The organism is Variovorax sp. 10N432 (assembly GCF_056394465.1).
Map to the genome: position 1 here is coordinate 149,708 of NZ_JBFTHX010000005.1, position 22,302 is coordinate 172,009.

Sequence of the window (22,302 nt, forward strand, 5' to 3'; positions counted from 1 at the left end):
AGGTCAGCCGGGCAGCGCCACCACCACCGCCGCCTCCTCGACCATCGCCAGCACGCGCTGGCGCCCGCGCAGCGCCGTGCCGCTGGGCGCGAAGCCCACCAGCTGCAGGCCGCCTTCCAGCGTCACCGAGATCTCGTCGCCGTCCTCGCCACGCGCCACGCCGGCGACCACGCCGGCCAGCTGATTGCCCCTGGGTCGGCGCTCGGCAGAGGCTCGCTCGACCCGAACGGCGGTTGCCTTGCACAGCGCGATCGCCTGCATGCCCTCGGCCAGGCCGAGCAGTTCCGCGCTCTCCTGCGTGATGCGGGCGGCAAGGCGCTGGCTCCCGCCCAGCGCCAGGCGCACCCGCACCAGCCGGCCGGTCGACTCGATCGCCTCGACGGTGGCCGGCAGCTGGTTGCGCATGCTGGTGCGGATCGCGAGCCGCGCCACCGCGTTGCCGGCGCCGGCGGCCGAGCCGCCCGCCGCTTCGGCGTGCGTCTGCACCGCGCGCCGCGCCACCTCCAGCGCCTGTGCGAGCTCGAGCAGCTGCGTACCGTGCGCCGTCAGCGTGGCGCCGCCGCCGCCGGCACCACCGACCGCACTCGCCACCAGGGGCACGCCGGCCAGGTTGGTCAAGGTCGCGACCGCCTGCCAGGCGGCCTTGTAGCTGACGCCGGCGTCGCGCGCGGCCTGCGAGATGCTGCCGGTGCGCCCGATGCCGCGAAGGATGTCGATGCGCTTGTCGCTCATGCCGTGGCCGAGCGCGTCGCCGAAGCGGGGGGATGCGGTTGCTTGTGCTTTCGCCATGGCGGCATTGTGCCGACGGCGCGCACGCGCCCTGCCCCGGATCAGGCCCCGACCGGCACCTTGTCCAGGAAACCCGTGACCGACTGCAGCCGGCCGGCTTCGAGCTGCGCGAAGTCGGTCCCCTCGATCAGGTCCTCGGCGCCGCTGGGGCCCAGGGTCCACGAGAAGCGCAGCCGGTCGCCGTGCGCGTCGGGCTGGCCCTTGAGGGCGAAGCGAAAGCCGGGAAAGCGCTGCTGCACGCCGCCGACGAGCGCGCTGATCTGCGTGCGGCCGCTGGCCTGCGCCAGCGGATCGACATAGCGCGCGTCCTCGGTCCAGTGGGTTTCGAGCAGCCTCAGGCGGCGCTCGGCATCGGTCTCGTTCCAGACGGCGATGTAGTGCTCGGCCACGCGGGTGGCATCGATGGTGGCGGTGTTCATGGCGTTTCCTTTCGATTCACGACCCGCAACAGCGCGGGGTGAACGAATGGTCGCCGTGCGGCCTCCGCGGGTCGATGACCCCGGAGGTCATGGACCCATTGCGAGCAGGTTCTCAGGCCGGCACGCCTTGCGGTCGGCCCGCGCTGCCACGTCCCGGCGCGACCGGCAGGTAGCGATCGACCGACAGCCCGTCGGTGCGAATCTCCGGACGCCGCCCCGTCACCTGGTCGGCCACCAGCTTGCCGGAACCGCAGGCCATGGTCCAGCCCAGCGTGCCGTGCCCGGTGTTGAGGAACAGGTTGCCGTAGCGGGTCGGGCCGACGATCGGCGTGCTGTCGGGCGTCATCGGCCTCAGGCCGGTCCAGAAGCTGGCGCGCGGCAGGTCGCCGCAGGGGAACAGGTCGGTGATGACGCGCTCCAGGGTCTCGCGCCGGCGCGGGTTCAGGCGCAGGTCGAAGCCGCCGAGTTCGGCCATGCCGCCGACCCGGATGCGGTCGTCGAAGCGCGTGACCGCCACCTTGTAGGTCTCGTCGAGCACCGTGGACTGGGGCGCCAGCGAGGGCTCGACCAGCGGCACCGTCAGCGAATAGCCCTTGACAGGATAGACCGGGATGTCGAGCCCCAGCGGCGCGATGAAGTCGCGCGAATAGCTGCCGAAGGCCAGCACGTAGCGATCGGCGGTGAGCACTTCGCTCGCCGCGCCGCCCAGGCGCACGCCGGTGATCCGGCCGCCTTCCGTGACCAGGCCGTCGACCGGCTGGTCGAAGCGGAAGTCGACGCCCAGCCCGCGGGCGATCGCCGCCAGGCCCTGGGTGAACAGGTTGCAGTCGCCGGTCTCGTCGTTCGGCAGGTGCAGGCCGCCGGAGAGCAGGTCGCCGGTGCGCGCCAGGGCCGGTTCGACGCTCGCCAGGCGGCTGCGGTCGAGCAGCGTGTAGGGCACGCCGCATTCTTCGAGCACGGCCAGGTCGCGCTGCACCGCGTCGAGCTGCGCCTGGGTGCGAAACAGCTGGAGCGTGCCCTGGGTGCGCTGCTCGTAGCGGATGCCGGTCTCGGCGCGCAGCGCGCGCAGGCAGTCGCGGCTGTACTCGGCGACGCGCATCATGCGTTCCTTGTTGAGCGCATAGCGATCGGGCGAGCAGTTCCTGAGCATCTGCGCCATCCAGCGCAGCTGGAACAGCGAGCCGTCGGGGCGGATCGACAGCGGCGCGTGCTTCTGGAACATCCACTTCAGGGCCTTCAGCGGGATGCCCGGCGCCGCCCAGGGCGTCGAGTAGCCGGGCGACACCTGGCCGGCATTGGCGAAGCTGGTTTCCTGCGCCGGGCCGCCCTGGCGATCGATCAGGGTCACCTCGGCGCCATTGCGCGCCAGGTAGTACGCGGTGGTGACGCCGATCACGCCACCGCCCAGAACGATCACTTTCATCGCAGAACTCCAAGAAAGCAGGAAAGGAGTCAATGTTATGAATTGATCGTCGGTAAACTCCACTGAAATTCAGCCGCGTTGCAGTGTTTTCAGCTGTTCCAAGCCTGCCAGAGGGCTCCAAGGAGTGAAATGACCGACCTCGACCGCACCGACCGGAAAATCCTCGACATCCTGCAGCGCCAGGGACGCATCTCGATGACCGACCTGGCCGAGCAGATCGGCCTGTCGACCTCGCCATGCTCCGAGCGGGTGCGACGCATGGAGCGCGAGGGCGTCATCAGCGGCTACCACGCGCGCATCGACCCGCAGGCACTCGGCAAGACCTTGCTGGTGTTCGTCGAGATCACGTTGTCGTCGAAGTCGGCCGATGTCTTCGACAAGGTCCGCCAGGAGCTCCTGCACGTGCCCGAGGTGATGGAATGCCACCTGGTGTCGGGCGGCTTCGACTATCTCGTCAAGGCCCGCCTGCGCGCCATGAGCGACTACCGCAACCTGCTCGGCGACCTGCTGAAGAAGCTGCCGGTGCCGGCCGAGTCGAACAGCTACGTGGTGATGGAGGAGATCAAGGAAAGCCTCTACCTGCCGATGGACCGCTGATTCGACATCAAGGGCCGCCGCGGCGGTAGGCGCCGGGCGCGCTGCCGGTCCACACCTTGAAGGCGCGCTGGAACGCCGCGCTGTCGGCAAAGCCCAGTTCGAAGGCCAAGGTCGCGAGCGGCACCGTGCCCGAGATCAGGCGAACGATCGCGGTGTCGCGGCGCAGTTCGTCCTTGAGCGACTGGAACGAGGTGCCTTCGCTGGCCAGCCGCCGCTGCAGGGTCGAGGTCGACATGTGCAGCGCCTCGGCGGTGGCCGCGAGGTCGGGCCATGCCGGCTGGGTGTGCTGCAGGTGGCCGCGCACGCGCGCGCTGCACAGGTCGTCGCCGCGCCGCGGCACGATCACCTGGGCCCGCGCGTCGGCCAGGAAGGCCCGCATCGCGGCCTCGTCGCGGCGCACCGGCTTCTTCAGCTGCGCGGCGTCGAACCAGAACGCCGACTGCGCGCAGCCGAAGTGCAGCGGCGCCGGAAACACCTTGCCGTAGCTGCTGGCGTAGGCCGGACTCTGGAACGCGAAATCGAAGCGCACCGCCGGCAGCTGCCCGCCCGCCAGCCAGGCCAGCAGACGCCAGATGACGCGCAGCATCAGTTCGTGCAGGAAGGCCGGGCGCGCCTGCGACGGATCCACCACGCGCAGCGCCACGCCCGCCAGAGCGCCGTCGCGCACCGGTTCCAGCAGCAGGTCGTCCTGCAGCAGGCGAAACACGTGGGCGACGCGGCGGGTCGCGGCTTCGAGCGTCGGCGCGTCGATCGCGGCGCGGGTCATGAGGGCCAGGCTGCCCCGCCTGACGGGCCGCGACAGGAAGCCCAGGCATTCGTCGTCGAAGCGCTCGATCAGGAGCCCGAACAGCGCCACGTACTGGTCGGCCGTGACGCGCGCACCGGGTTCCTGCAGCAGCCCGGGCGGAATGCCGGCCTCGGCCAGCAGGTCGTCGCAGCAGCAGCCGCGCGCCTGGATGCCGGACACCATGCCCTTGACGAACGCGATCGAGATCGTGACCGGAGGACGCAGCATCGATCGATGGCTCATGAGGGCGAGGTTTGAGGTCTTTTGCCATCGGATCGATGCGAAACGCAATCGTCCGCATGGCCGGCGGTTTCTACCATGAGCCCACCCAGAACAAGGCCACGGAATCCCGGGGTCGGAAGGAGACAAAGGCATGTACCTCACCCAAGCACTGCACCGCGCGGCGCAGCAGCATCCGGATCGCGTGGCGCTGCGCTTCGGCGACCGCCAACGCAGCTTTGGCGAACTTATCGACCGGGTGGCGCGCCTGGCAGCGGCCCTGCAGACGCTCGGCATGCAGCGCGGCGACCGGGTCGCGATGCTGTCGCTCAACTCCGACCGCTACCTCGAATACCAGATGGCCGTGCCCTGGGGCGGCGGCGTGCTCAACCCCTGCAACATCCGCTGGTCGGCGGCAGAGATCCTCTATTCGCTGAACGACTCGGGCTCGACCATCCTGCTGGTCGATGCGAGTTTCGCCCCGCTGGTCGAGCCGTTCAGGCGCGAGGCCACCAGCTTGCGCGAGGTCGTGTTCTGCGGCGACGGCGAGGCGCCCGCCGGCATGCACGGCTACGAGGCCCTGCTGGCCGAGGCCGTGCCGGTGCCCGACGCGCTGCGCCGCGGCGAAGACCTGGCCGGCATCTTCTACACCGGCGGCACCACCGGCTTTCCCAAGGGCGTGATGCTGAGCCACACCAACATGTGCAGCTCGGGCATGGCGCTGCGCGCCGAGGGCCTGGCCGGGCCCGACGGCACCTACCTGCATTGCGCGCCGATGTTCCACCTGGCCGACATGGGACTGGCGATGCCGCACTGGATCGAGGGCAACACGCATTCGATCATCCCGGTCTTCAACCCGGAGCAGGTGCTCGACGTCATCGAGCGCGACCGGGTCACGCACGCGCTGCTGGTGCCGACCATGATCCAGATGCTTGTCGACCACCCGGCGATGAAGAAGCCGCGCGACCTGAGTTCGCTGCGCGCCATCGCGTACGGTGCCTCGACGATCGCCGAGGCGGTGCTCGAACGCGCCATGAACGCCCTGCCCGGCGTCGAGTTCGCGCAGGCCTACGGCATGACCGAACTGTCGCCGCTAGCGACCCTCAATCCACCCTGGTACCACACCCGCGAGGCCCGCCACCTCGGCAAGCTGCGCTCGGCGGGCCGGGCCAGCCATTGCACCGAGGTCCGCATCGTCGACCCGCAGGGCGTCGAGGTGCCGCGCGGCACGGTCGGCGAAGTCATCGTGCGCGGGCCCAACGTGATGCAGGGCTACTGGAACCAGCCGGGGCTCACCGCGGCGGCGCTGCGCGACGGCTGGATGCACACCGGCGATGGCGCCTGGATGGACGACGACGGCTTCATCTTCATCGCCGACCGGCTCAAGGACATGATCATCACGGGCGGCGAGAACGTCTATTCGGCCGAGGTCGAGAACGCCCTGGCGCAGCATCCCGCGGTGCTGGCCTGCGCGGTGATCGCGATCCCGAGCGACGAGTGGGGCGAGAGCGTGCATGCGGTGGTGGTGCGGCGGCCCGAACAAGCGGTCGGACAGGCCGCGCTGATCGCCCACTGCAAGTCCCTGATCGCGGGCTACAAGTGCCCGCGCAGCGTCGACTTCGTCGATGCGCTGCCGCTGTCGGGCGCCGGCAAGGTGCTCAAGACCCGGCTGCGCGAACCCTTCTGGCAGGGCCGCGAGCGCGCCGTGGCCTGAACCCATACCCACACCAAGGAGCCTTTCATGACACAGGACGTCTACGTCGCCGGGGTCGGCATGATCCCCTTCACCAAGCCCGGGGCCGGCGAGGCCTATCCGCAGATGGCGGCCCAGGCCACCCGGCAGGCGCTCGCCGACGCCGGCATCGGCTACGAGCAGGTGCAGCAGGCCTACGTCGGCTATGTCTATGGCGACTCCACCGCCGGACAGCACGCGCTGTACGAGGTCGGGCTGAGCGGCATTCCGATCGTCAACGTCAACAACAACTGCTCGACCGGCTCGACCGCGCTGTTCCTGGCGCGCCAGGCGGTGGCCAGCGGCGCTGCCGATTGCGTGCTGGCGCTCGGCTTCGAGCAGATGCGCCCGGGCGCGCTCGGCGCGGTCTTCAACGATCGGCCGAGCCCCTTCGAGCGCTTCGACCAGGCCTGCGCTGATCTCGTCGGGCACGACGAGATCCCGCTGGCGCTGCGCTACTTCGGCGGCGCCGGCCTCGCCCACATGCAGCAGTACGGCACGCAGCTGTCGACCTTCGCGAAGGTGCGCGCCAAGGCCAGCCGCCATGCGGCCAACAACCCGCTGGCCATGCTTCGCAAGGTGGTGACCGAGGAAGAGGTCATGAATGCGCCCGTGATGTGGCCCGGCGTGATGACCCGCCTGATGGCCTGCCCGCCGACCTGCGGCGCGGCCGCGGCCGTCATCTGCTCGAAGGCCTTCGCCGAGCGGCACGGCATCCAGCGCAGTGTGCGCATCAAGGCGCAGGCCATGACCACCGACCGCCCCGCCACCTTCGAGGCCCGCGACATGCGCGAGGTGGTCGGCTTCGGCATGGCGCAGGCGGCGGCACGGCAGGTCTACGAGGCCGCGGGCATCGGGCCGGACGAGCTCGACGTCGTCGAGCTGCACGACTGCTTCGCGCAGAACGAACTGATCAGCTACGAGGCGCTCGGCCTGTGCGGGCCCGGCGGCGCCGAGCAGTTCATCTGCGACGGCGACAACAGCTACGGCGGCAAGGTGGTCACCAACCCCTCGGGCGGATTGCTGAGCAAGGGGCATCCGCTGGGCGCCACCGGCCTGGCCCAGTGCTACGAGCTCACCCACCAGCTGCGCGGCACGGCCGAACAGCGGCAGGTCGAAGGCGCCCGGCTGGCGCTGCAGCACAACCTCGGGCTCGGCGGCGCCTGTGTCGTGACCCTCTACGAACGCGTCTGAAAAAGGAGCGCCCATGATCGACAAGAAATGGATCGGCCACGAACTGCCCGCATCGGTGTTGCCGATCGAGCGCAGCCGGCTGCAGTTCTTCGCCAAGGCGATCGGCGAGACCGATCCGGTCTACACCGACGTCGCCGCGGCGCGCGATGCCGGCTACCCCGACCTGCCGGCACCGCCGACCTTCCTGTTCGCGGCCGAGCTCGACTCGGGCGCCTCCGAGCAGTTGCTCGCCGACCTGCAGATCCCGATCGCCAAGCTGCTGCACGGCGAGCAGGGCTTCAGCTTTCATGTGGCGGCCTGCGCCGGCGACACCGTGACCGTGCGCAGCACGATCAGCGACATCTACGACAAGAAGAACGGCGCGCTCGAGTTCGTCGTCAAGACCGCGCGCGCCACCAACCAGCACGGCGAGCTGGTCGCCGAACTGCGCACCGTCATCGTCTGCCGCCACTAGGAGCATGTCCGAATGAACCCTCCCACCTTCGACAGCGTGCAGGTCGGCGACGCCTTGCCGCCGCTGCAGCCGCCCCCGGTCGACCGCACCACGCTGGCCCTGTTCGCCGGCGCCTCGGGCGATCACAACCCGATCCACATCGACATCGACGTGGCGCGCCGCGCCGGCATGCCCGACGTCTTCGCGCAAGGCATGCTGGGCATGGCCTGGCTCGGCCGCCTGCTCACCGCCTGGGCGCCGCAGAGCCGGCTGCGCCGCTTCGACGCCCGCTTCCAGGGCATCACCCACCTGGGCAACGCGATGCGCTGCAGCGGCACCGTGGTCGAGAAGCTCGAGCAGGCCGGCGAGCGCTGCGTGCGCATCGAGCTGCTGAGCGCCAACCAGTTCGGCCAGACCAAGATCGTCGGCGAGGCGCTGGTCGCGCTGCCCTGAAACCCAAAGAAGGAAAAGCATGACAAGCAAACTCGAAGGCAAGGTCGCCCTCATCACCGGCTCGGGCCGCGGCATCGGGCGCTCGATCGCGCTGAAGCTGGCCAGCGAAGGCGCGCGCATCGTCGTCAACGACCTCGACGCGGAGCCGGCCCAGGAAGCCGTGCAGGCCATCCGCGAGGCCGGCGGCCAGGCGGTCGCCTGCATCGGCAACGTCACGGCGCCGGATTTCGCCGAGCGCTTCGTCGCCACCGCGGTGAACGAATACAAGGGCCTGGACATCATCGTCAACAACGCCGGCTACACCTGGGACAACGTGATCCAGAAGATGACGGACGAGCAGTGGTACGCGATGCTCGACTGCCACCTGACGGCGCCGTTCCGCATCCTGCGCGCGGCGCAGCCGGTGATCCGGGCGCTCGCCAAGGCCGAAGGCGAAGCCGGCCAGCGCGTGATGCGCAAGGTGGTCAACATCTCGTCGGTGGCCGGCCTGTTCGGCAATGCGGGCCAGGCCAACTATTCGACCGCCAAGGCCGGCATCGTCGGCCTGACACAGACGCTGGCCAAGGAATGGGGCCGCATGAACGTCACGGTCAACTGCGTGGCCTACGGTTTCATCAAGACCCGGCTCACAGGCAGCGCCGCCGATGGCGGCACCGCCCGCATCGACGGCCGCGACATCAAGGTCGGCGTCAACCCCGACCTCATGGCCGCGATGGAGCGCAGCATCCCGCTCGGCCGCGGCGGCACGCCCGACGAGGCGGCCGGCGCGGTGTACCTGCTGTGCATTCCAGAGTCGGACTACGTGAGCGGCCAGACGCTGATGTGCAGCGGCGGGCTGACCGGGATCTAGGGATGACCGCCCTCGTACGCAGTGCCCTCCACGACGGCGTGACCACTCTCACGCTCGACCGCGCCGAGGCGCTCAACGCGCTCTCGCCGCCATTGATGGTCGAACTCGCGCAGGCGCTGCGTGCCGCCGTCGCCGACGAGCGCACGCGCGCGATCGTGCTGACCGGCGCCGGCCGCGCCTTCTCGGCCGGCGGCGACATCGGCTGGTTCGGCGAGGTTCTGGCCGGCGGCGGACTGCACGCGCAGGCCGAGATCGGCCGCTACATGGAAGACGTCGGCAACCCGCTCACGCAAGCCATCGCCGAATGCCCGGTGCCGGTGGTCGCGGCGGTCAACGGACCCTGCGTCGGCGGTGCGGTCGGCATCGCGCTGGCGGCCGACCTCGTGCTGGCTGCGCGTTCGGCGTACTTCCTGGTGCCGCAGGTGCCACAGCTCGGCGCCGTGCCGGACCTCGGCGCCACCTGGCTGCTGTCGCGCCTGCTCGGGCGCAGCCGCGCCCTGGGCATCGCGCTGCTCGGGGAGCGGATCGACGCCGCGCAAGCCGAGCAATGGGGCCTGGTCTGGCGCTGCATCGCCGATGCCGAACTGCAGGCCGAAGCCCAGGCCCTGGCGCGGCGGCTGCGCCGCGCGTCGGCGGCCGCGCTGCGCGACACGCGCCGGCTGATCGACGCGGCCCCCGCCCACAGCCTCGAACAGCAGCTCGCCTGCGAGCGCACGGCGCAGCGCCGGCACGTCGCCGGCCCCTTCTTCAACGATGCCTGCGCGCGCTTCCTGGCCCGCGCGGGCTGACGTCACTGACGAACCCGATCCATGCTCCCCACACTGCTGCGCCATCGCTGGATGGACGACGACATCGAAGCCTTCCGCGCCCCCGTGCGCCGCTACATCGCGGCCGAACTGGCGCCCCATCTGGACGGCTGGCGCCGCCAGGGCTACATCCCGCGCGAGGTCTGGCGCCCGTTCGGCGAGCTGGGATTCCTGCTGCCCGAACTGGACGAAGCCCACGGCGGCGCTGGCGTTTCGCTGGCCTATCAGCTGGTGGTGCAGGACGAACTCGCCAAGGCCGAGGTGCCGGCCAACACCGCGGTCCACAACCTCGCGGCGCACTACATCCTCGACTACGGCACCCAGGCCCAGAAGCAGCGCTGGCTGCCGCGGCTCGCCAGCGGCGAGCTGCTGGCCGGCATCGCGCTGACCGAGCCCGGCTGCGGCTCCGACCTGAAGGCCTTGCGCACGCGCGCCCGGCGCGACGGCGATGCCTACCTGATCGACGGCGCCAAGACCTTCATCACCAACGGCTTCACCGCCAGCCTGCTGGTGGTGGCCGTGCGCACCGGCGACGCCGGCAGCCGCGGCGTCTCGCTGGTGGTGCTCGAGACCGACGACCTGCCGGGATTCAGGGTCGGCCGAAGGCTGGAGAAGCTGGGCCAGCACGCATCCGACACGGCCGAGCTGTTCTTCGACGGCGTGCGCGTGCCTGCCGACCACCTGCTGGGCGAAAAAGAAGGCGAAGGCTTCGTGCAGCTGATGAGCCAGCTGCCCTACGAACGCCTGCTGCTGTGCGTGCCGGCGGCCGCGGTGATCGAACGCGCGGTCGAGCTCACGCTGGCCTACACGCAGCAGCGCAAGGCCTTCGGCCAGAGCGTGTTCGATTTCCAGAACACCCGCTTCAAGCTGGCCGAGTGCGCGACCCTCGCGCATGTGGTGCGCAGCTTCGTCAACGACTGCATCCAGCGCCTGCTCGACGGCCAGCTCGAGCCCGAGGCGGCGTACATGGCCAAGTTGTGGTGCACCGAGCAGCAAGGCAAGGTCACCGACGAATGCCTGCAGCTGTTCGGCGGCTATGGCTACATGACCGAGTACCCGATCGCCCGCATGTACGCCGACGCCCGCATCCAGCGCATCTACGGCGGCACCAGCGAAATCATGAAGGACCTGATCGCGCGAAAACTCGGCGCCTGAAGGGTGCGGGCAGGGGCTCGCTAGAATCCCGCCCCTTGTCCCCCGTCCGCATCGCGCTCCATGAACATCGTCGTCAACGAAGAACTGAAATCCTATATCGACCCGTTGACCCCGGACGAATACGAATCCCTGGAGCGCAGCATCCTCACCGAGGGCTGCCGCGATGCGCTGGTGCTGTGGGGCGACGTGCTGGTCGACGGCCACAACCGCTACGGCATCTGCCAGAAGCACGGGCTGCCGTTCCAGACGGTGCAGAACACGCGCTTCAAGTCCATCGAGGACGTGCACCTGTGGATGATCGACCAGCACCTGGGCCGGCGCAGCGTATCGGACTTCCTGCGCGGCGTGCTCGCGCTGCGCAAGAAGGACATCGTGGCCGGCCAGAAGGCCCGGGCCGCCGCGGCGCCCGCGGATGACGCCGACGACCCGCCCTTCGATGCCGATCCAGCGCTGCCGCCGGCGGCGCCGCTCAACAGCCGCGAGGCCATCGCCAAGGCCGCGCGCCTGAGCAGCAGCCAGGTCGTGATGATCGAGAAGATCCAGAAGCAGGCGGCGCCCGAGCTGGTGGCCGCGGTCAAGTCCGGCACGATCTCGATCAATGCGGCGGCGGCCGTGGCGTCCCTGCCGGCCGAAGAGCAGATCGCCGCGGCCAACGGCGGCAAGGACGAGCTCAAGCAGGCCGCCAAGCGGGTGCGCGAGGCGAAGCGCCCGGCACGCCCGGAGCCTGCGAAGGCCGAAGCCTCGGATGAACCCGACGAGGTTCAGCGCCTCACGCAGCGGGTCGCCGAACTGACGGCCGAGAACGCGGACCTGCGCCGCCAGGTGGCCTCGCTGCACGCGCTGCTGGCGGCCGAAGCCTGACGCGCGCAGCGTCCTCGCCCGCGAGAACGATGGCGTCGCTGTCTCCCACGGTCCCATGAGCATCCCCTCGGCCACCCAGGACCCCGCCCTGCTGCGGCGATTGCTGCGAGCGAAGGACCGGCTGGACGCCGCGTCGCACGAGGCATGGTCCGTGGCGCGGCTGGCGCAGGTGAGCGGCGTCTCCATGGCCCACTTCGCGCGATCGTTCAAGCAGGCCTTCGGCATCCCGCCGCACCGCTACCTGCTCACGCGGCGCATCGAGCGGGCGATGACGCTGCTGCGTGAAACCGATCTGTCCATCACCGACATCGCCTTTTCCACTGGCTGGACCAGCCTGGGTACGTTCGGGCGCACCTTCCGCGACATCACCGGCGACAGCCCGGGTGCGATCCGCGCGCGCGGGAAGGCGACGGCGCAGGAACTCGGACGCGTGCCGGCTTGCGTCGTCAGCGCCGCGCGCCGGCCCGACCTCAAGACCGCAGTTTCGGAGAAGCGGCGTCGGGCCATGGACGGTACAAACGGGCCCGAACAACAGGAGATTCCATGAATCAAGGCATCGAAGTGGTCGGTTTGTACGTGCGCGATCAAGACGAAGCACTCGCCTTCTATACGGAGAAGCTCGGATTCCGCGTCCACACGAACGTGGGAAACGGCAACTATCGCTGGCTCACGGTGCAGCACCCGGACCAGCCGTCGTTCCAGCTCGGCCTGTTCATTCCCGGGCCGCCGGCGCTCGATGCGGCCACGGCGCAGACGGTGCGCGAGATCGTTGCCAAGGGCGCCATGCCGCCGCTCGTGCTGACCGTCGACGACTGCCGCGCCGCCTACGGCCGGATGCTCGCCCAGGGGGTCGAGTTCACGCAGGAGCCGGTGGATCGCTATGGCACGGTGGACGCCGGGTTTCGCGACCCGTCGGGCAACGGGTGGAAGCTCATCCAGCGGCGCGATTGAGGCGCGCGCGCTTGCTCCAAGCGATCACGTGACCCACGACACATGAAACGGCCGTAGGGCGCTTCCAGGGTGTTTCATCCTATCGCGTGGCGTTGGGAAAGAAGAGTTGCTCGCCGCCGATCTTGTAGGCCGCGATGGTCGACTGCCCGGCCGGCGAGATCACCCAGTCGACGAACTTCTGGGCCCCCGCGCTGTTGAGATTCGGGAACTTGGCCGGGCTCACCACCATCACGCCGTACTGGTTGAACAGCCGCTTGTCGCCTTCCACCAGCACCGCCAGGTCGGCGCGGTTCTTGAAGCTGAGCCAGGTGCCGCGATCGGCCAGCACATAGGCGCCGCTCGAGGCTGCGATGTTGAGCGCCGGCCCCATGCCGCAGCCGCACTCCTTGTAGCCCGTGCCCTTCTTGTCGTTCGGCAGCGGCTGGCCGGCCTCGCCGATGCCGGTCTGCGTCCACAGGCGGCGTTCGGCGGCGTCGGTGCCGCTCTTGTCGCCGCGCGAGACCAACGGCGCATTGACCGACGCGATCTTCTTCAGCGCGGCCACGATGTCCTGGCCCTTGACGCCGGCCGGATCGGCCTTCGGTCCGACCAGCACGAAGTCGTTGTACATGACTGGAAAGCGCTGGACCGCGAAACCTTCGGCGACGAACTTTTCCTCGGCGGCGGTGTCGTGCACGAACAGCACGTCGGCATCGCCGCGCCTGGCCATGTCGATCGCCTGGCCGGTACCGACCGCAACCACCTTGATGTCGATCCCGCTGGACTGCTTGAAGGCCGGTAGCAGGTGCGAGAACAGGCCCGACTGCTCGGTCGAGGTGGTCGACGCCATCGTGAGGGTCTCGGCCGGCGCCGCCAGCGCACCCGCCGCCAGCGTGGCGGCCCCGAAGGCGCGCACCAGGGCCTTGGACAGATTGAACAGCTTCACACCAGTTCTCCTTTGACAAACAGACGGGCTTCCTCGGGCAGCGGCCCGTGGAAGAAATCATGGACCGGCAGGTCGGCCACCTTCCGGCCGTGCTCGAGATAGACGACGCGGCTCGCGAGCCGCTTGACCTGTCCGAGGTTATGGCTGGCAAAGACCAGCGTGCGGCCCTGCGCCGCATCTGCGATCAGCGCCTCGACATCGCGCTTGGCGGTGGGGTCGAGGCTGGCGGTCGGCTCGTCGAGCAGCAGCACCTCGGGATGCAGCGCCCAGGCGCGCGCCAGCGCCATGCGCTGCTGCTGGCCGCCCGACAGCGTGCGGGCATTGCGCCCCGCGAGCTCGGCCAGCCCGACCCTGTCGAGCGCGACGATGGCCTCGCGCTGCGCATCGCGCCAGCGCGAACCCTTCAGCCAGAGTGCCAGCGCGACGTTGTTGCGGACGCTGGCGCGAAGCATGTGCGGCCGCTGGAACAGCATGGCCTGCGACATCGGCGGCACATGGCTCTCGAAGGCGCCGCCCGCGTGCGGCAGCAAGCCGTGCAGCAGCCTCAGCAGGCTGCTCTTGCCGCTGCCGTTGGCACCGATCAGCGCCACCCGTTCGCCCGCCCGGATCTCCAGGTCGACGCCGGTCAGGGCCTGCACCATGCCGAAGCGCAGCACGATCCCGCGCAGGCTGAACAGCGGCGCCCCGGCCGTCATGGCCCGACCTCCAGCGCCCGCACGCGCATCGCATCGGCCGCCCCGCCGTCGACCCGCTCGCGCCAGGCGCGCAGCGCCGCGATCGCCAGGTTCAGCGCCAGCACCACCGCCAGCAGCACCAGCCCGAGGGCCAGCGCCAGCGGCAGGTCGCCCTTGCTGGTCTCGAGCGCGATGGCGGTGGTCATCACGCGCGTGAAGCCGTCGATGTTGCCGCCGACGATCATCACGGCGCCGACCTCCGACACAGCGCGGCCGAAGGCGGTGATCACCACCGTGACCAGCGCATAGCGCTCGTCGGCCGCCAGCAGCAGGCCGCGCGCGAGGCTGCGGGCGCCGAGCGAGCGCAGCTGCTCGCCATGGGCGCGGTCGGCGTCCTCGATCGCCTGCCGCGTCAGTGCCGTGACCACCGGCAGCACCAGGATGGTCTGCGCCAGCACCATGGCCTTGAACGAGAACAGCCAGCCCAGGAAGCCGAGCGGGCCGGAGCGCGAGAGCAGCAGGTAGATCACCAGGCCCACCACCACCGAAGGCAGCGCCAGCAGCGTGTTCAGCAGTGTCAGCAGCAGGCCGCGCCCGGGGAAGCGCGCCACCGCCAGCCAGGCACCGAGCAGCAGGCCGAAGCCGCAGGCCAGCAGGCAAGCCGTCGCGCTGACCGCCAGCGAGCGCCCGACGATGGCCCACAGCAGCGGATCGGCGGCAACGACCAATTGCCAGGCGGCAGCGGCGCTGTCGACGAAGGTGTTCATGCGGGGCGTGGGAGGCGAAGCGCAGGAGCGCGCTCAGAGCGCGCAGGTCCTGAAGCCGAAGAAGCCGTCGTCGCGCTCGGGCAGCGCGAAGCCGCGGCGCTTCGGCGAGCGCAGCCGCGCCCGGGTGGCGAACGAGGCGCCGCGCAGCACGCGGGCCTGGCCGAAGGCGGGCTGGGGATCGAACTCGCCGCCCTGGCTCCAAGGATCGGCGCGAAAGCCCGGCCAGGGGTGCAGCGTCCCGGCGGTCCATTCGTGGACGTCGGCCCAGCGGAAGCCGCGCCGGGCCGCCGTGTGGGCGGCGATTTCCCATTCGACCTCGGTCGCAAGGCGCCGGCCGGCCCAGCGGGCCCAGGCATCGGCCTCCCACCAGGCGACATGGACGGCGCTGCGGTTGCCGGCGGCACGCACCGTGCGGCCGAACTGCTGCTGCAGCACCGAGCCGCCGGTGCCATGGCGGGCCGCACCGATCTGCTCCACATGGCGCGGCCCGCGCCGGCCTTCGGTCTGCCGCGCCAGCCATGCGAGGCCTTCGGTGCGCCACAGCTCGGGCCGGTCGTAGCCGCCGTCGTCGACGAATTCGACGTATTGGCTCCAGGTCACGGGCTGGGCATCGATCTCGAACTCGGGCACGTCGACGCGCTCGATGCCGCGGTCCTGTGCAAAGGCAAAGCCACCCTCCGCCAGGCCGAGCTCCCACGGCGTGGCAGGCAGCGAGAGCGGCGGCCGCGTCACCGCGGCCGGCGGCAGCTCGACCTTCAACGGCAGGCCCAAGGTCTGCGCCATGACCAGCAATTGCTCGCCGCGCAGGTCCTCATGGAACAGCGCGAGCCGATAGAAGTAGAGGCCGGCGTCGGTCTCGGCCGCATGCTCGAGCAGCTCGAGCGTGCTTTCGAGCGTGTCGAGCAGATAGGCCTTGGTCTGGGCCAGGTCGGGCAGCCCGGGCGCATCCCGATCCGCGGGCGCGCGCTGGGCCGGGTTCCACCAGTCGTCGGCGTCGGGCTCGATCGCCGCCAGCCGCGTGGGACGCACCGGGCACTCTTCACCGAAGGCGCGCTGCGTGTTGCGGCCGATCCACCATTCGGCGAACCAGCCGATGTGGCCGGCCAGCCAGACCGGCGGGTCGATGCCCGCGACGCGCGGCACCGCGAGCGTCTCGCCGCCCAGCGCCTGCTCGTAGAGCGACAGCAGGTGCAGCGTGTGGTTGCGGGCATCGATCAATGCCAGCGAGAGCAGTTCCCTGCCGGCCCGGCGCATGTCGGGGGAGTCGATCGACGGCGAGGTGCCGGCCGGGCTCACAGCTTGGCGCCCTGCAGGTAGGCGTCGAACGGCGCCTCGGTGAAACGGTCCGCGAACAGCTGGCCCTGCTGGAAGGCACGGTAGTCGCCGTGGAGCTTTTTCCAGGCCGGGTTGCTGCGATCGAGGGCGTGGCACAGGTCCATCGACGCCTTGAAGGCGGCGTCGAGCAGCGGCCGGGGGAAGGGCTTGATCTGCGCCCCCGCGCCGGCCAGTTCCCGCAGCGCCGCCGGGTTCCGGGCGTCGTAGCGGCCGATCAGCTCGGCGTGAACCGTGGCGCTGGCGGACTGCAGGATCGCCTTGTAGTCGGGCGTCAGCGCATCGAAGGCCTTCTGGTTGACCAGCAGGTCGAGCTGCATCGCGCCGGCCCACCAGCCCGGTGTATGGCAGAAGCGCGCGACCTTGGGCAGCCCGAGCTTCTGGTCGTCGTAGGGGCTCAGGCCCTCGGCCGCGCCCAGGCCCTTGGAGAAGGCCTCGCGCAGGTCGCTGCCCGACGCCGGGCCCTGCACCACCCCGCCCAGGCGAGCGATCACCCGTCCGGCCAGGCCATCGAAGCGGACCTTCAGGCCCTTGAAGTCGTTCGCGCCGCGCAGTTCGCGGGCGAACCAGCCGAGCCGCTGGGCCCCCGCGCTGCCGCACGGAAAGCCGACCGCGCCGAAGCCGGCGTGGAACTCGCGGCTGAGCCTGAGGCCATTGCCTTCGGTCATCCAGGCGTTCAGTTGGCGCGCGTTCATGCCGAAGGGGATCGCGGCGCCGAAGGCGAAGGCCTCGTTGTGGTCGACGAACAAGGCGCCCGAGGTGTGGCAGGCCTCGATCGCGCCGCGCTGCACGCCGTCGAGCACGTCCCGCGCCGACATCAGTTCACCGGCGGCATGGACCTCGACCTGGAAGCGCCCGCCGCTCATCTCGCCGACCTTCCTGGCGAAGGACTCGGCGGCGCCGAACAGCAGGTCGTGGGACTTGGCGAAGCTCGATGCCAGCCGCCAGCGCGTCAGCGCCTGCGCATGCACGGCCGGCGCCACGCCGGCAGCGAGCACCCCGGCCAGGCCGGCACGCTGGATCAGAAAACGACGTTGCATCGATCGGAACTCCTGGAAAGCCCCCAAGGCGGGGACGCGCGATTGTAGGAATCACTGAACGCGGGGCCTGTAAGCAGCTTATAAAATGGCCGCCCCCGTTCTTCCCTTTCCCGAAAGATCTTCCCAAATGAGACAACTTCCGTTCAAGACCTCGCTGCTCGCACTGGCGACCTTCGCCGCCTTCGCCGCCCAGGCCGCCGACCTGAAGATCGGCGTGGCCGAAGCCTTGTCGGGCGGTGCCGCGCAGTATGGCGTGGCGATCCGCAACGGCTTCGAGCTCGCAGCCGCCGAGATCAACGCCGCCGGCGGCATCAACGGCAACAAGATCGAGCTGGTCGTCGCCGACGAGCAGGGCAAGAAGGAAGAAGCGATCAACGTCTTCAAGAAGCTGATCTTCCAGGACCAGGTGCTGATGGTCTTCGGCCCGACGCTGTCGAACTCGGCCCAGGCCGCCGACCCGATCGCCCAGGCCGCCAAGACCGTGGCCTTCGGCACCTCGAACACCGCCGACGGCATCACCTCGATCGGCGACCATGTGTTCCGCAACTCGGTGACCGAAGCCGACGTGCTGCCCGAGACCATCAAGACCGCGGTCAAGAACGCCGGCATCAAGAAAGTCGCCGTGCTCTATGGCAACGACGACGTCTTCACCAAGAGCGGCTACGACAACTTCAAGAAGGCGCTCGACGACCTGAAGATCCCGGTCACCACGACCGAGACCTTCGCCAAGGGCGACGTCGACTTCAAGGCCCAGCTGACCAAGATCAAGGCCAGCGGCGCCGATGCGATCGTGCTGTCGGCCCTGCTCGCCGAAGGCGCGCCGATCATGGTGCAGGCCCGCCAGCTCGGCCTGAACGTGCCGATCATCGGCGGCAACGGCATGAACTCGGTCAAGGTGTTCGAGCTCGCCAAGGGCAACTCCGACAACCTCTATGTCGGCAGCCCCTGGTCGGCCAGCAACGCGACGCCCGAGAACACCAAGTTCATCAAGGCCTACAACGAGAAGTACAAGACCGCGCCCGACCAGTTCGCGGCCCAGGCCTACGACGCCATGTACATCGCGGCGCAGGCGCTCAAGGGCGTCAAGATCAGCGGCAACCTGACCGCCGACCGTGCCGCCGTGCGCGACGCGCTGCCGAACGCCAAGTGGACCGGTGCCACCGGCGCCTTCCAGTTCCGCCGCGCCACCGACAAGGCTGGCAAGCCGGCCGGCTACGACGCCCAGCAGACCCCCATCGTCAGCGTGACCAAGGGCGCTGAATTCGTAATCGCTAAATAGCGCTCGCCCCCAGGTTGGCTCACTTCGTGTAGCCGCCCACCCCCTACCGGGGCAACACCTGAAGCCCGGCAAAGCCGGTTCTTCGGTGTTTCACGAACAGCGGGACCGGCTTTGGCCGGCCCGCTCTTTCCGGAACGGAACTTCCATGCTTGAACAGCAACTCGTCAACGCACTCTCTCTGGGATGCGTCTATGCGCTCTTCGCGCTCGGCTTCACGCTCATCTTCGGCGTGCTCGGCGTCATCAACCTCTCGCACGGCGCGGTCTTCATGGTCGGTGCCTATGCCGCGGTGCAGGCCATGGCGCGCTTCGACCTGCCGCTGTGGGCCGGACTGCTGTTCGCTTTCGTGTTCTGCGGCCTGCTCGGCCTGCTGATCGACTTCCTGGTGCTGCGGCCGCTGCGCGCGCGCAACGCCCCCCACCTGATCCCGATGATCGCCACCATCGGCGTCGCGATCATCCTCAACAACGGCATCCAGGGCATCTTCGGTGCCGAGAACGTGCGCTTCCCGGCCGGCGTGGTGTCGGGCGAATCTCTGGACCTCGCGGGCATCCACCTGACAGCGCTCGAACTCGGCATCATCCTGCTGTCCTTCGTGCTGATGGGGGTGCTGATGGTCGCGCTCAAGCGCACCCAGCTCGGCCGCGCCCTGCGCGCGATCGCCGAATCGCCCAAGGCCGCCTACCTGCTCGGCATCAATGTCGAAGGCCTGTTCTTCCTGACCTCGTTCGCGGCCGCCGCGCTCGGCGGCCTGGCCGGGGTGCTGATCGGCCTCTATTCCAACGCCGTGTTCCCGCTGATGGGCCAGCCGATGCTGCACAAGGGCATCGCGGTGATCATCCTGGGCGGCATGGGCGACATCCGCGGGGCGATGCTCGGCGGCCTGTTCCTCGGCTTCGCCGAGGTGCTGTCGGTGGCCTACATCGGCTCGACGATGCGCGACGCGGTCGCCTTCGGCCTGCTGTTCCTGGTGCTGCTGGTGCGGCCCAAGGGCCTGTTCGGCTCCATGCAGGAACGCAAGGTCTGAGCATGGACGCCCTCAACAACTTCTGGTCGGTCTACAGCAACCTGGTGCTCACGCTGGGCACCAACGCCCTGCTGGCGCTGTCGATCTGGCTCACCCTCTCGTGCGGCATGCTGGCGATGGCCAACGCCGCCTTCATGGGCATCGGCGCCTACACCTCGGCGATCCTCACGATGACCTACGGCGTGCCGTTCCCCGTCGCCATCGCGGCCGGCATGGCGGCGCCGGCGCTGACCGCCTTCGTGATCGGCAAGCCGACGCTCCGGCTCTCCGGCGTCTACCTGGCGATGGCCACGCTGGCCTTCGGCGAGGTGGTCCGCATCGTGGTGCTCAACGCCGAATCGCTGACCGGCGGCGCGCTGGGCCTGAACGGCATCCCGCCCATCACCCAGTGGTGGCACGTGGCGCTGGCGCTGGTGCTGGTGCTGCTGGGCCTCTGGCGGCTGCGCCGCTCCAAGGTCGGCCGCGCCTTCGAGGCCATCAAGGAGGACGAAACCGCCGCCGGCCTGATGGGCATCGACGTCCAGGCCCACAAGATGCTGGCCTTCGTGCTCGGCGGCGCCATCGCCGGCCTGGCCGGCGTGCTCAACGCGCACCAGACCTTCTTCATCGGCCCGAACGAATTCGGCTTCGACCGCGGCGTCGACATCCTCACCATGACCGTGCTCGGCGGCATCAACGGCCTCACCGGCCCGGTGCTCGGCGGCGTGATCCTCACCATCCTGCCCGAGGCGCTGCGCGCCTTCGGCGACTTCCGGCTGGTGGTCAACGGCGTGATCCTGGTGCTGATCGTGCTGTTCCTGCCCAAGGGCATCTGGGACCCGGCGCGGTTCCGCCAGTGGTTCGGACGCAAGGGAGCTGCGGCATGAGCACGACTCCTCTTCTCCATCTCGACGGCGTATCGCGCCACTTCGGCGGCCTCAAGGTGCTGCAGGACGTCAACCTCGAAGTGCCGCAGGGCGGCATCTTCGGGCTGATCGGACCCAACGGCGCCGGCAAGACCACCGTCTTCAACCTGACCACCGGCCTGCTGCCGACCACCGGCGGCACGATCCGCTTCGAAGGCCGGGACCTGGCCGGCGTCAAGCCGCACGAGATCACGCGCGGCGGCATCGCGCGCACCTTCCAGAACATCCGCATCTTCAAGGAGATGTCGCTGCTCGAGAACGTGATGGTCGGCATGCACGCCAAGCTGCGCTACGGCGGGCTCGGCCTGCTGGCCTCGTCGGGCCTGTTCCGCAGCGAGGAGCGGCGCGCGCGCGACCGTGCGCGCGAACTGCTCTCGTGGGTCAAGCTCGACCACAAGGCCGATGACGCGGCCGACAACCTGTCCTACGGCGACCAGCGCAAGCTCGAACTGGCACGCGCGCTGGCGACCGAGCCGAAGCTGCTGCTGCTCGACGAGCCGGTGGCCGGCATGAACAGCAGCGAAAAGACCGACCTGATGCACGAGATCCGCAACATCAGCGGTCGCGGCTACACCATTTTCATGATCGAACACGACATGCGTTTCGTGATGGGCCTGTGCGAGCACATCGCCGTGCTGAACTTCGGCCGCATCATCGCGCGCGGCGGCCCGGACCAGATCCGCAACGACCCGCAGGTGATCGAGGCCTACCTGGGCCGCGAGGAAGACGAAGCGAGCAACGAGGGAGCCACGGCATGAGCGCTTCTTCCTCTTCTTCTCCCCTGCTCAAGGTCGAGGGCCTGAAGGTCTCCTACGGCCACATCGAGGCCGTCAAGGGCATCGACTTCGAACTGCACGAAGGCCAGATCACGACCCTGGTCGGCGCCAACGGCGCCGGCAAGTCGACCACGCTGCTGGCCCTGTCGGGGCTGGTCAAGAAGGCCGCCGGACGGGTGCTGCTGGGCGGCCAGGACCTGACGTCGCTCTCGCCGCACAAGATCGTGGCCTCCGGCATGGTCCAGGTGGCCGAGGGCCGGGCGACGCTGACCACGCTGAGCGTGCGCGAGAACCTCGAGCTCGGCGGCTACACGCGGCGCGACAGCCGCGCCCAGCGTGCCGACGACCTCGACCACATCTACACACTGTTCCCGCGGCTCAAGGAACGCTCGGACGGCCTGGCCGGCAACCTCTCGGGCGGCGAGCAGCAGATGCTGGCGATCGGCCGCGCGCTGATGGCCAAGCCCCGCGTGCTGCTGCTCGACGAACCCTCGATGGGCCTGGCGCCGATCATCGTGCAGGACATCTTCCGGACGCTGCGCGAGATCAACAAGGCGGGCCYGACGGTATTCCTGGTCGAGCAGAACGTGCGGCAGGCGCTGAAGATCGCCGACCGCGCGTATGTGATCGAGACCGGGAAGATCGTGCTGGAAGGCGACGGGCGCGAGCTGCTGGGGAATCCGAAGGTGCAGGACGCGTACCTGGGGGGTTGAGCCCCGTCACTACCGAGCCACGGCATCGCGTGAATTTCGACACAATTTCACGCACGGTACTTCGATTGACAGTACTTTCACCGACGAAGAATCTGTTTCCAACTCGATCGAGTCTGAATAGAGTGGCTTCAGGAGCGGGCCGCGAGTGATCGACCAAAGTGTCGAAGCTTCCAAAACATCCCCTCCTCATGGCAG

At 69.4% G+C, this 22,302-nt stretch carries 25 protein-coding genes; 16 read left to right on the forward strand and 9 right to left on the reverse strand.

The window, feature by feature from the left end:
• Positions 1 to 3: 3 nt before the first annotated feature.
• The 3 genes from AC1DF3_RS08385 to AC1DF3_RS08395 form a co-directional block, all read right to left on the reverse strand.
• Positions 4 to 789, reverse strand: a complete 786-nt coding sequence (locus AC1DF3_RS08385) for a TOBE domain-containing protein (RefSeq protein ID WP_478139333.1) — start codon at positions 787 to 789, stop codon at positions 4 to 6.
• Positions 790 to 830: 41 nt separating this feature from the next.
• Positions 831 to 1,208: a nuclear transport factor 2 family protein gene (locus tag AC1DF3_RS08390; RefSeq protein WP_301805428.1), complete on the reverse strand. Its 378-nt coding sequence runs from the start codon at positions 1,206 to 1,208 to the stop codon at positions 831 to 833.
• Positions 1,209 to 1,320: 112 nt separating this feature from the next.
• The gene (locus AC1DF3_RS08395; protein WP_286535541.1) at positions 1,321 to 2,631 is read right to left on the reverse strand and encodes a D-amino acid dehydrogenase; all 1,311 of its coding nucleotides are present in this window, start codon (positions 2,629 to 2,631) and stop codon (positions 1,321 to 1,323) included.
• Positions 2,632 to 2,760: 129 nt separating this feature from the next.
• On the opposite strand from AC1DF3_RS08395, the gene AC1DF3_RS08400 reads away from it, so the two are divergent.
• Positions 2,761 to 3,228, forward strand: coding sequence for a winged helix-turn-helix transcriptional regulator (locus AC1DF3_RS08400; protein WP_286535539.1), 468 nt, complete (start codon positions 2,761 to 2,763; stop codon positions 3,226 to 3,228).
• A gap of 7 nt (positions 3,229 to 3,235) precedes the next feature.
• On the opposite strand, the gene AC1DF3_RS08405 is transcribed toward AC1DF3_RS08400, so the two are convergent.
• A complete protein-coding gene (locus tag AC1DF3_RS08405) occupies positions 3,236 to 4,258 on the reverse strand; it encodes an AraC family transcriptional regulator (RefSeq protein WP_478139334.1) in 1,023 nt (340 codons plus the stop codon).
• Between the two features lie 130 nt (positions 4,259 to 4,388).
• Between AC1DF3_RS08405 and AC1DF3_RS08410 the strand changes: the two genes are divergently transcribed.
• Genes AC1DF3_RS08410 through AC1DF3_RS08455 form a run of 10 tightly spaced genes read left to right on the forward strand, consistent with a single transcriptional unit; the run spans position 4,389 to position 12,669 of the window.
• A complete protein-coding gene (locus AC1DF3_RS08410) occupies positions 4,389 to 5,948 on the forward strand; it encodes a long-chain-fatty-acid--CoA ligase (RefSeq protein WP_478139335.1) in 1,560 nt (519 codons plus the stop codon).
• 27 nt (positions 5,949 to 5,975) lie between these two features.
• Complete coding sequence (locus AC1DF3_RS08415) at positions 5,976 to 7,160, forward strand: lipid-transfer protein (protein WP_478139336.1); 1,185 nt, start codon at positions 5,976 to 5,978, stop codon at positions 7,158 to 7,160.
• 13 nt (positions 7,161 to 7,173) lie between these two features.
• Positions 7,174 to 7,614, forward strand: a complete 441-nt coding sequence (locus tag AC1DF3_RS08420; RefSeq protein WP_286535535.1) for a MaoC family dehydratase N-terminal domain-containing protein — start codon at positions 7,174 to 7,176, stop codon at positions 7,612 to 7,614.
• Between the two features lie 12 nt (positions 7,615 to 7,626).
• Complete coding sequence (locus tag AC1DF3_RS08425; protein WP_301805415.1) at positions 7,627 to 8,046, forward strand: MaoC family dehydratase; 420 nt, start codon at positions 7,627 to 7,629, stop codon at positions 8,044 to 8,046.
• A gap of 19 nt (positions 8,047 to 8,065) precedes the next feature.
• Entirely contained in the window at positions 8,066 to 8,896 is an 831-nt protein-coding gene (locus AC1DF3_RS08430; RefSeq protein WP_301805413.1) for an SDR family NAD(P)-dependent oxidoreductase, read from the forward strand.
• Positions 8,897 to 8,898: 2 nt separating this feature from the next.
• Entirely contained in the window at positions 8,899 to 9,684 is a 786-nt protein-coding gene (locus tag AC1DF3_RS08435) for an enoyl-CoA hydratase/isomerase family protein (RefSeq protein WP_478139337.1), read from the forward strand.
• Positions 9,685 to 9,705: 21 nt separating this feature from the next.
• Positions 9,706 to 10,857, forward strand: coding sequence for an acyl-CoA dehydrogenase family protein (locus tag AC1DF3_RS08440; RefSeq protein ID WP_286535528.1), 1,152 nt, complete (start codon positions 9,706 to 9,708; stop codon positions 10,855 to 10,857).
• Between the two features lie 60 nt (positions 10,858 to 10,917).
• On the forward strand, positions 10,918 to 11,718 hold the full coding sequence (locus AC1DF3_RS08445) for a ParB N-terminal domain-containing protein (RefSeq protein WP_478139338.1): 801 nt from the start codon (positions 10,918 to 10,920) through the stop codon (positions 11,716 to 11,718).
• Between the two features lie 55 nt (positions 11,719 to 11,773).
• On the forward strand, positions 11,774 to 12,265 hold the full coding sequence (locus AC1DF3_RS08450) for a helix-turn-helix transcriptional regulator (RefSeq protein ID WP_286535526.1): 492 nt from the start codon (positions 11,774 to 11,776) through the stop codon (positions 12,263 to 12,265).
• Positions 12,262 to 12,669, forward strand: coding sequence for a VOC family protein (locus AC1DF3_RS08455; protein WP_478139339.1), 408 nt, complete (start codon positions 12,262 to 12,264; stop codon positions 12,667 to 12,669). Before AC1DF3_RS08450 ends, AC1DF3_RS08455 begins: the two co-directional genes overlap by 4 nt.
• A 79-nt stretch (positions 12,670 to 12,748) precedes the next feature.
• Here the strand turns inward: AC1DF3_RS08455 and AC1DF3_RS08460 are convergent, their stop codons facing one another.
• Genes AC1DF3_RS08460 through AC1DF3_RS08480 form a run of 5 tightly spaced genes read right to left on the reverse strand, consistent with a single transcriptional unit; the run spans position 12,749 to position 17,407 of the window.
• Positions 12,749 to 13,588, reverse strand: a complete 840-nt coding sequence (locus AC1DF3_RS08460) for an ABC transporter substrate-binding protein (RefSeq protein ID WP_478139412.1) — start codon at positions 13,586 to 13,588, stop codon at positions 12,749 to 12,751.
• A 2-nt stretch (positions 13,589 to 13,590) separates the two neighbouring features.
• A complete protein-coding gene (locus AC1DF3_RS08465; protein ID WP_478139340.1) occupies positions 13,591 to 14,289 on the reverse strand; it encodes an ATP-binding cassette domain-containing protein in 699 nt (232 codons plus the stop codon).
• Positions 14,286 to 15,035, reverse strand: a complete 750-nt coding sequence (locus AC1DF3_RS08470) for an ABC transporter permease (RefSeq protein ID WP_286535522.1) — start codon at positions 15,033 to 15,035, stop codon at positions 14,286 to 14,288. Before AC1DF3_RS08470 ends, AC1DF3_RS08465 begins: the two co-directional genes overlap by 4 nt.
• A 33-nt stretch (positions 15,036 to 15,068) precedes the next feature.
• Complete coding sequence (locus AC1DF3_RS08475) at positions 15,069 to 16,289, reverse strand: SUMF1/EgtB/PvdO family nonheme iron enzyme (RefSeq protein ID WP_286535707.1); 1,221 nt, start codon at positions 16,287 to 16,289, stop codon at positions 15,069 to 15,071.
• Positions 16,290 to 16,327: 38 nt separating this feature from the next.
• Entirely contained in the window at positions 16,328 to 17,407 is a 1,080-nt protein-coding gene (locus AC1DF3_RS08480; protein WP_478139341.1) for a TRAP transporter substrate-binding protein, read from the reverse strand.
• 127 nt (positions 17,408 to 17,534) lie between these two features.
• Between AC1DF3_RS08480 and AC1DF3_RS08485 the strand changes: the two genes are divergently transcribed.
• From AC1DF3_RS08485 to AC1DF3_RS08505, 5 genes are all read left to right on the forward strand, one after another.
• The gene (locus AC1DF3_RS08485; protein ID WP_286535520.1) at positions 17,535 to 18,686 is read left to right on the forward strand and encodes an ABC transporter substrate-binding protein; all 1,152 of its coding nucleotides are present in this window, start codon (positions 17,535 to 17,537) and stop codon (positions 18,684 to 18,686) included.
• A gap of 145 nt (positions 18,687 to 18,831) precedes the next feature.
• Positions 18,832 to 19,713 carry a branched-chain amino acid ABC transporter permease gene (locus tag AC1DF3_RS08490; protein ID WP_286508251.1) on the forward strand — a complete coding sequence of 294 codons (882 nt, stop codon included), beginning with the start codon at positions 18,832 to 18,834 and terminating at the stop codon, positions 19,711 to 19,713.
• A 2-nt stretch (positions 19,714 to 19,715) separates the two neighbouring features.
• On the forward strand, positions 19,716 to 20,579 hold the full coding sequence (locus AC1DF3_RS08495; RefSeq protein ID WP_286526378.1) for a branched-chain amino acid ABC transporter permease: 864 nt from the start codon (positions 19,716 to 19,718) through the stop codon (positions 20,577 to 20,579).
• Positions 20,576 to 21,376 (forward strand): ABC transporter ATP-binding protein, encoded by an 801-nt coding sequence (locus AC1DF3_RS08500; protein ID WP_478139342.1) that lies wholly within the window; start codon positions 20,576 to 20,578, stop codon positions 21,374 to 21,376. The genes AC1DF3_RS08495 and AC1DF3_RS08500 overlap by 4 nt, the downstream gene beginning before the upstream one ends.
• On the forward strand, positions 21,373 to 22,107 hold the full coding sequence (locus AC1DF3_RS08505) for an ABC transporter ATP-binding protein (protein ID WP_478139343.1): 735 nt from the start codon (positions 21,373 to 21,375) through the stop codon (positions 22,105 to 22,107). The genes AC1DF3_RS08500 and AC1DF3_RS08505 overlap by 4 nt, the downstream gene beginning before the upstream one ends.
• Positions 22,108 to 22,302: the final 195 nt, after the last annotated feature.

Excerpts from the sequence above, each read along its gene's own strand:
- AC1DF3_RS08385 (WP_478139333.1), bottom strand. The coding sequence starts at position 789 with ATGGCGAAAGCACAAGCAACCGCATCCCCCCGCTTCGGCGACGCGCTC.
- AC1DF3_RS08390 (WP_301805428.1), bottom strand. The coding sequence starts at position 1,208 with ATGAACACCGCCACCATCGATGCCACCCGCGTGGCCGAGCACTACATC.
- AC1DF3_RS08395 (WP_286535541.1), bottom strand. The coding sequence starts at position 2,631 with ATGAAAGTGATCGTTCTGGGCGGTGGCGTGATCGGCGTCACCACCGCG.
- AC1DF3_RS08400 (WP_286535539.1), top strand. The coding sequence starts at position 2,761 with ATGACCGACCTCGACCGCACCGACCGGAAAATCCTCGACATCCTGCAG.
- AC1DF3_RS08405 (WP_478139334.1), bottom strand. The coding sequence starts at position 4,258 with ATGAGCCATCGATCGATGCTGCGTCCTCCGGTCACGATCTCGATCGCG.
- AC1DF3_RS08410 (WP_478139335.1), top strand. The coding sequence starts at position 4,389 with ATGTACCTCACCCAAGCACTGCACCGCGCGGCGCAGCAGCATCCGGAT.
- AC1DF3_RS08415 (WP_478139336.1), top strand. The coding sequence starts at position 5,976 with ATGACACAGGACGTCTACGTCGCCGGGGTCGGCATGATCCCCTTCACC.
- AC1DF3_RS08420 (WP_286535535.1), top strand. The coding sequence starts at position 7,174 with ATGATCGACAAGAAATGGATCGGCCACGAACTGCCCGCATCGGTGTTG.
- AC1DF3_RS08425 (WP_301805415.1), top strand. The coding sequence starts at position 7,627 with ATGAACCCTCCCACCTTCGACAGCGTGCAGGTCGGCGACGCCTTGCCG.
- AC1DF3_RS08430 (WP_301805413.1), top strand. The coding sequence starts at position 8,066 with ATGACAAGCAAACTCGAAGGCAAGGTCGCCCTCATCACCGGCTCGGGC.
- AC1DF3_RS08435 (WP_478139337.1), top strand. The coding sequence starts at position 8,899 with ATGACCGCCCTCGTACGCAGTGCCCTCCACGACGGCGTGACCACTCTC.
- AC1DF3_RS08440 (WP_286535528.1), top strand. The coding sequence starts at position 9,706 with ATGCTCCCCACACTGCTGCGCCATCGCTGGATGGACGACGACATCGAA.
- AC1DF3_RS08445 (WP_478139338.1), top strand. The coding sequence starts at position 10,918 with ATGAACATCGTCGTCAACGAAGAACTGAAATCCTATATCGACCCGTTG.
- AC1DF3_RS08450 (WP_286535526.1), top strand. The coding sequence starts at position 11,774 with ATGAGCATCCCCTCGGCCACCCAGGACCCCGCCCTGCTGCGGCGATTG.
- AC1DF3_RS08455 (WP_478139339.1), top strand. The coding sequence starts at position 12,262 with ATGAATCAAGGCATCGAAGTGGTCGGTTTGTACGTGCGCGATCAAGAC.
- AC1DF3_RS08465 (WP_478139340.1), bottom strand. The coding sequence starts at position 14,289 with ATGACGGCCGGGGCGCCGCTGTTCAGCCTGCGCGGGATCGTGCTGCGC.
- AC1DF3_RS08470 (WP_286535522.1), bottom strand. The coding sequence starts at position 15,035 with ATGAACACCTTCGTCGACAGCGCCGCTGCCGCCTGGCAATTGGTCGTT.
- AC1DF3_RS08475 (WP_286535707.1), bottom strand. The coding sequence starts at position 16,289 with ATGCGCCGGGCCGGCAGGGAACTGCTCTCGCTGGCATTGATCGATGCC.
- AC1DF3_RS08480 (WP_478139341.1), bottom strand. The coding sequence starts at position 17,407 with ATGCAACGTCGTTTTCTGATCCAGCGTGCCGGCCTGGCCGGGGTGCTC.
- AC1DF3_RS08485 (WP_286535520.1), top strand. The coding sequence starts at position 17,535 with ATGAGACAACTTCCGTTCAAGACCTCGCTGCTCGCACTGGCGACCTTC.
- AC1DF3_RS08490 (WP_286508251.1), top strand. The coding sequence starts at position 18,832 with ATGCTTGAACAGCAACTCGTCAACGCACTCTCTCTGGGATGCGTCTAT.
- AC1DF3_RS08495 (WP_286526378.1), top strand. The coding sequence starts at position 19,716 with ATGGACGCCCTCAACAACTTCTGGTCGGTCTACAGCAACCTGGTGCTC.
- AC1DF3_RS08500 (WP_478139342.1), top strand. The coding sequence starts at position 20,576 with ATGAGCACGACTCCTCTTCTCCATCTCGACGGCGTATCGCGCCACTTC.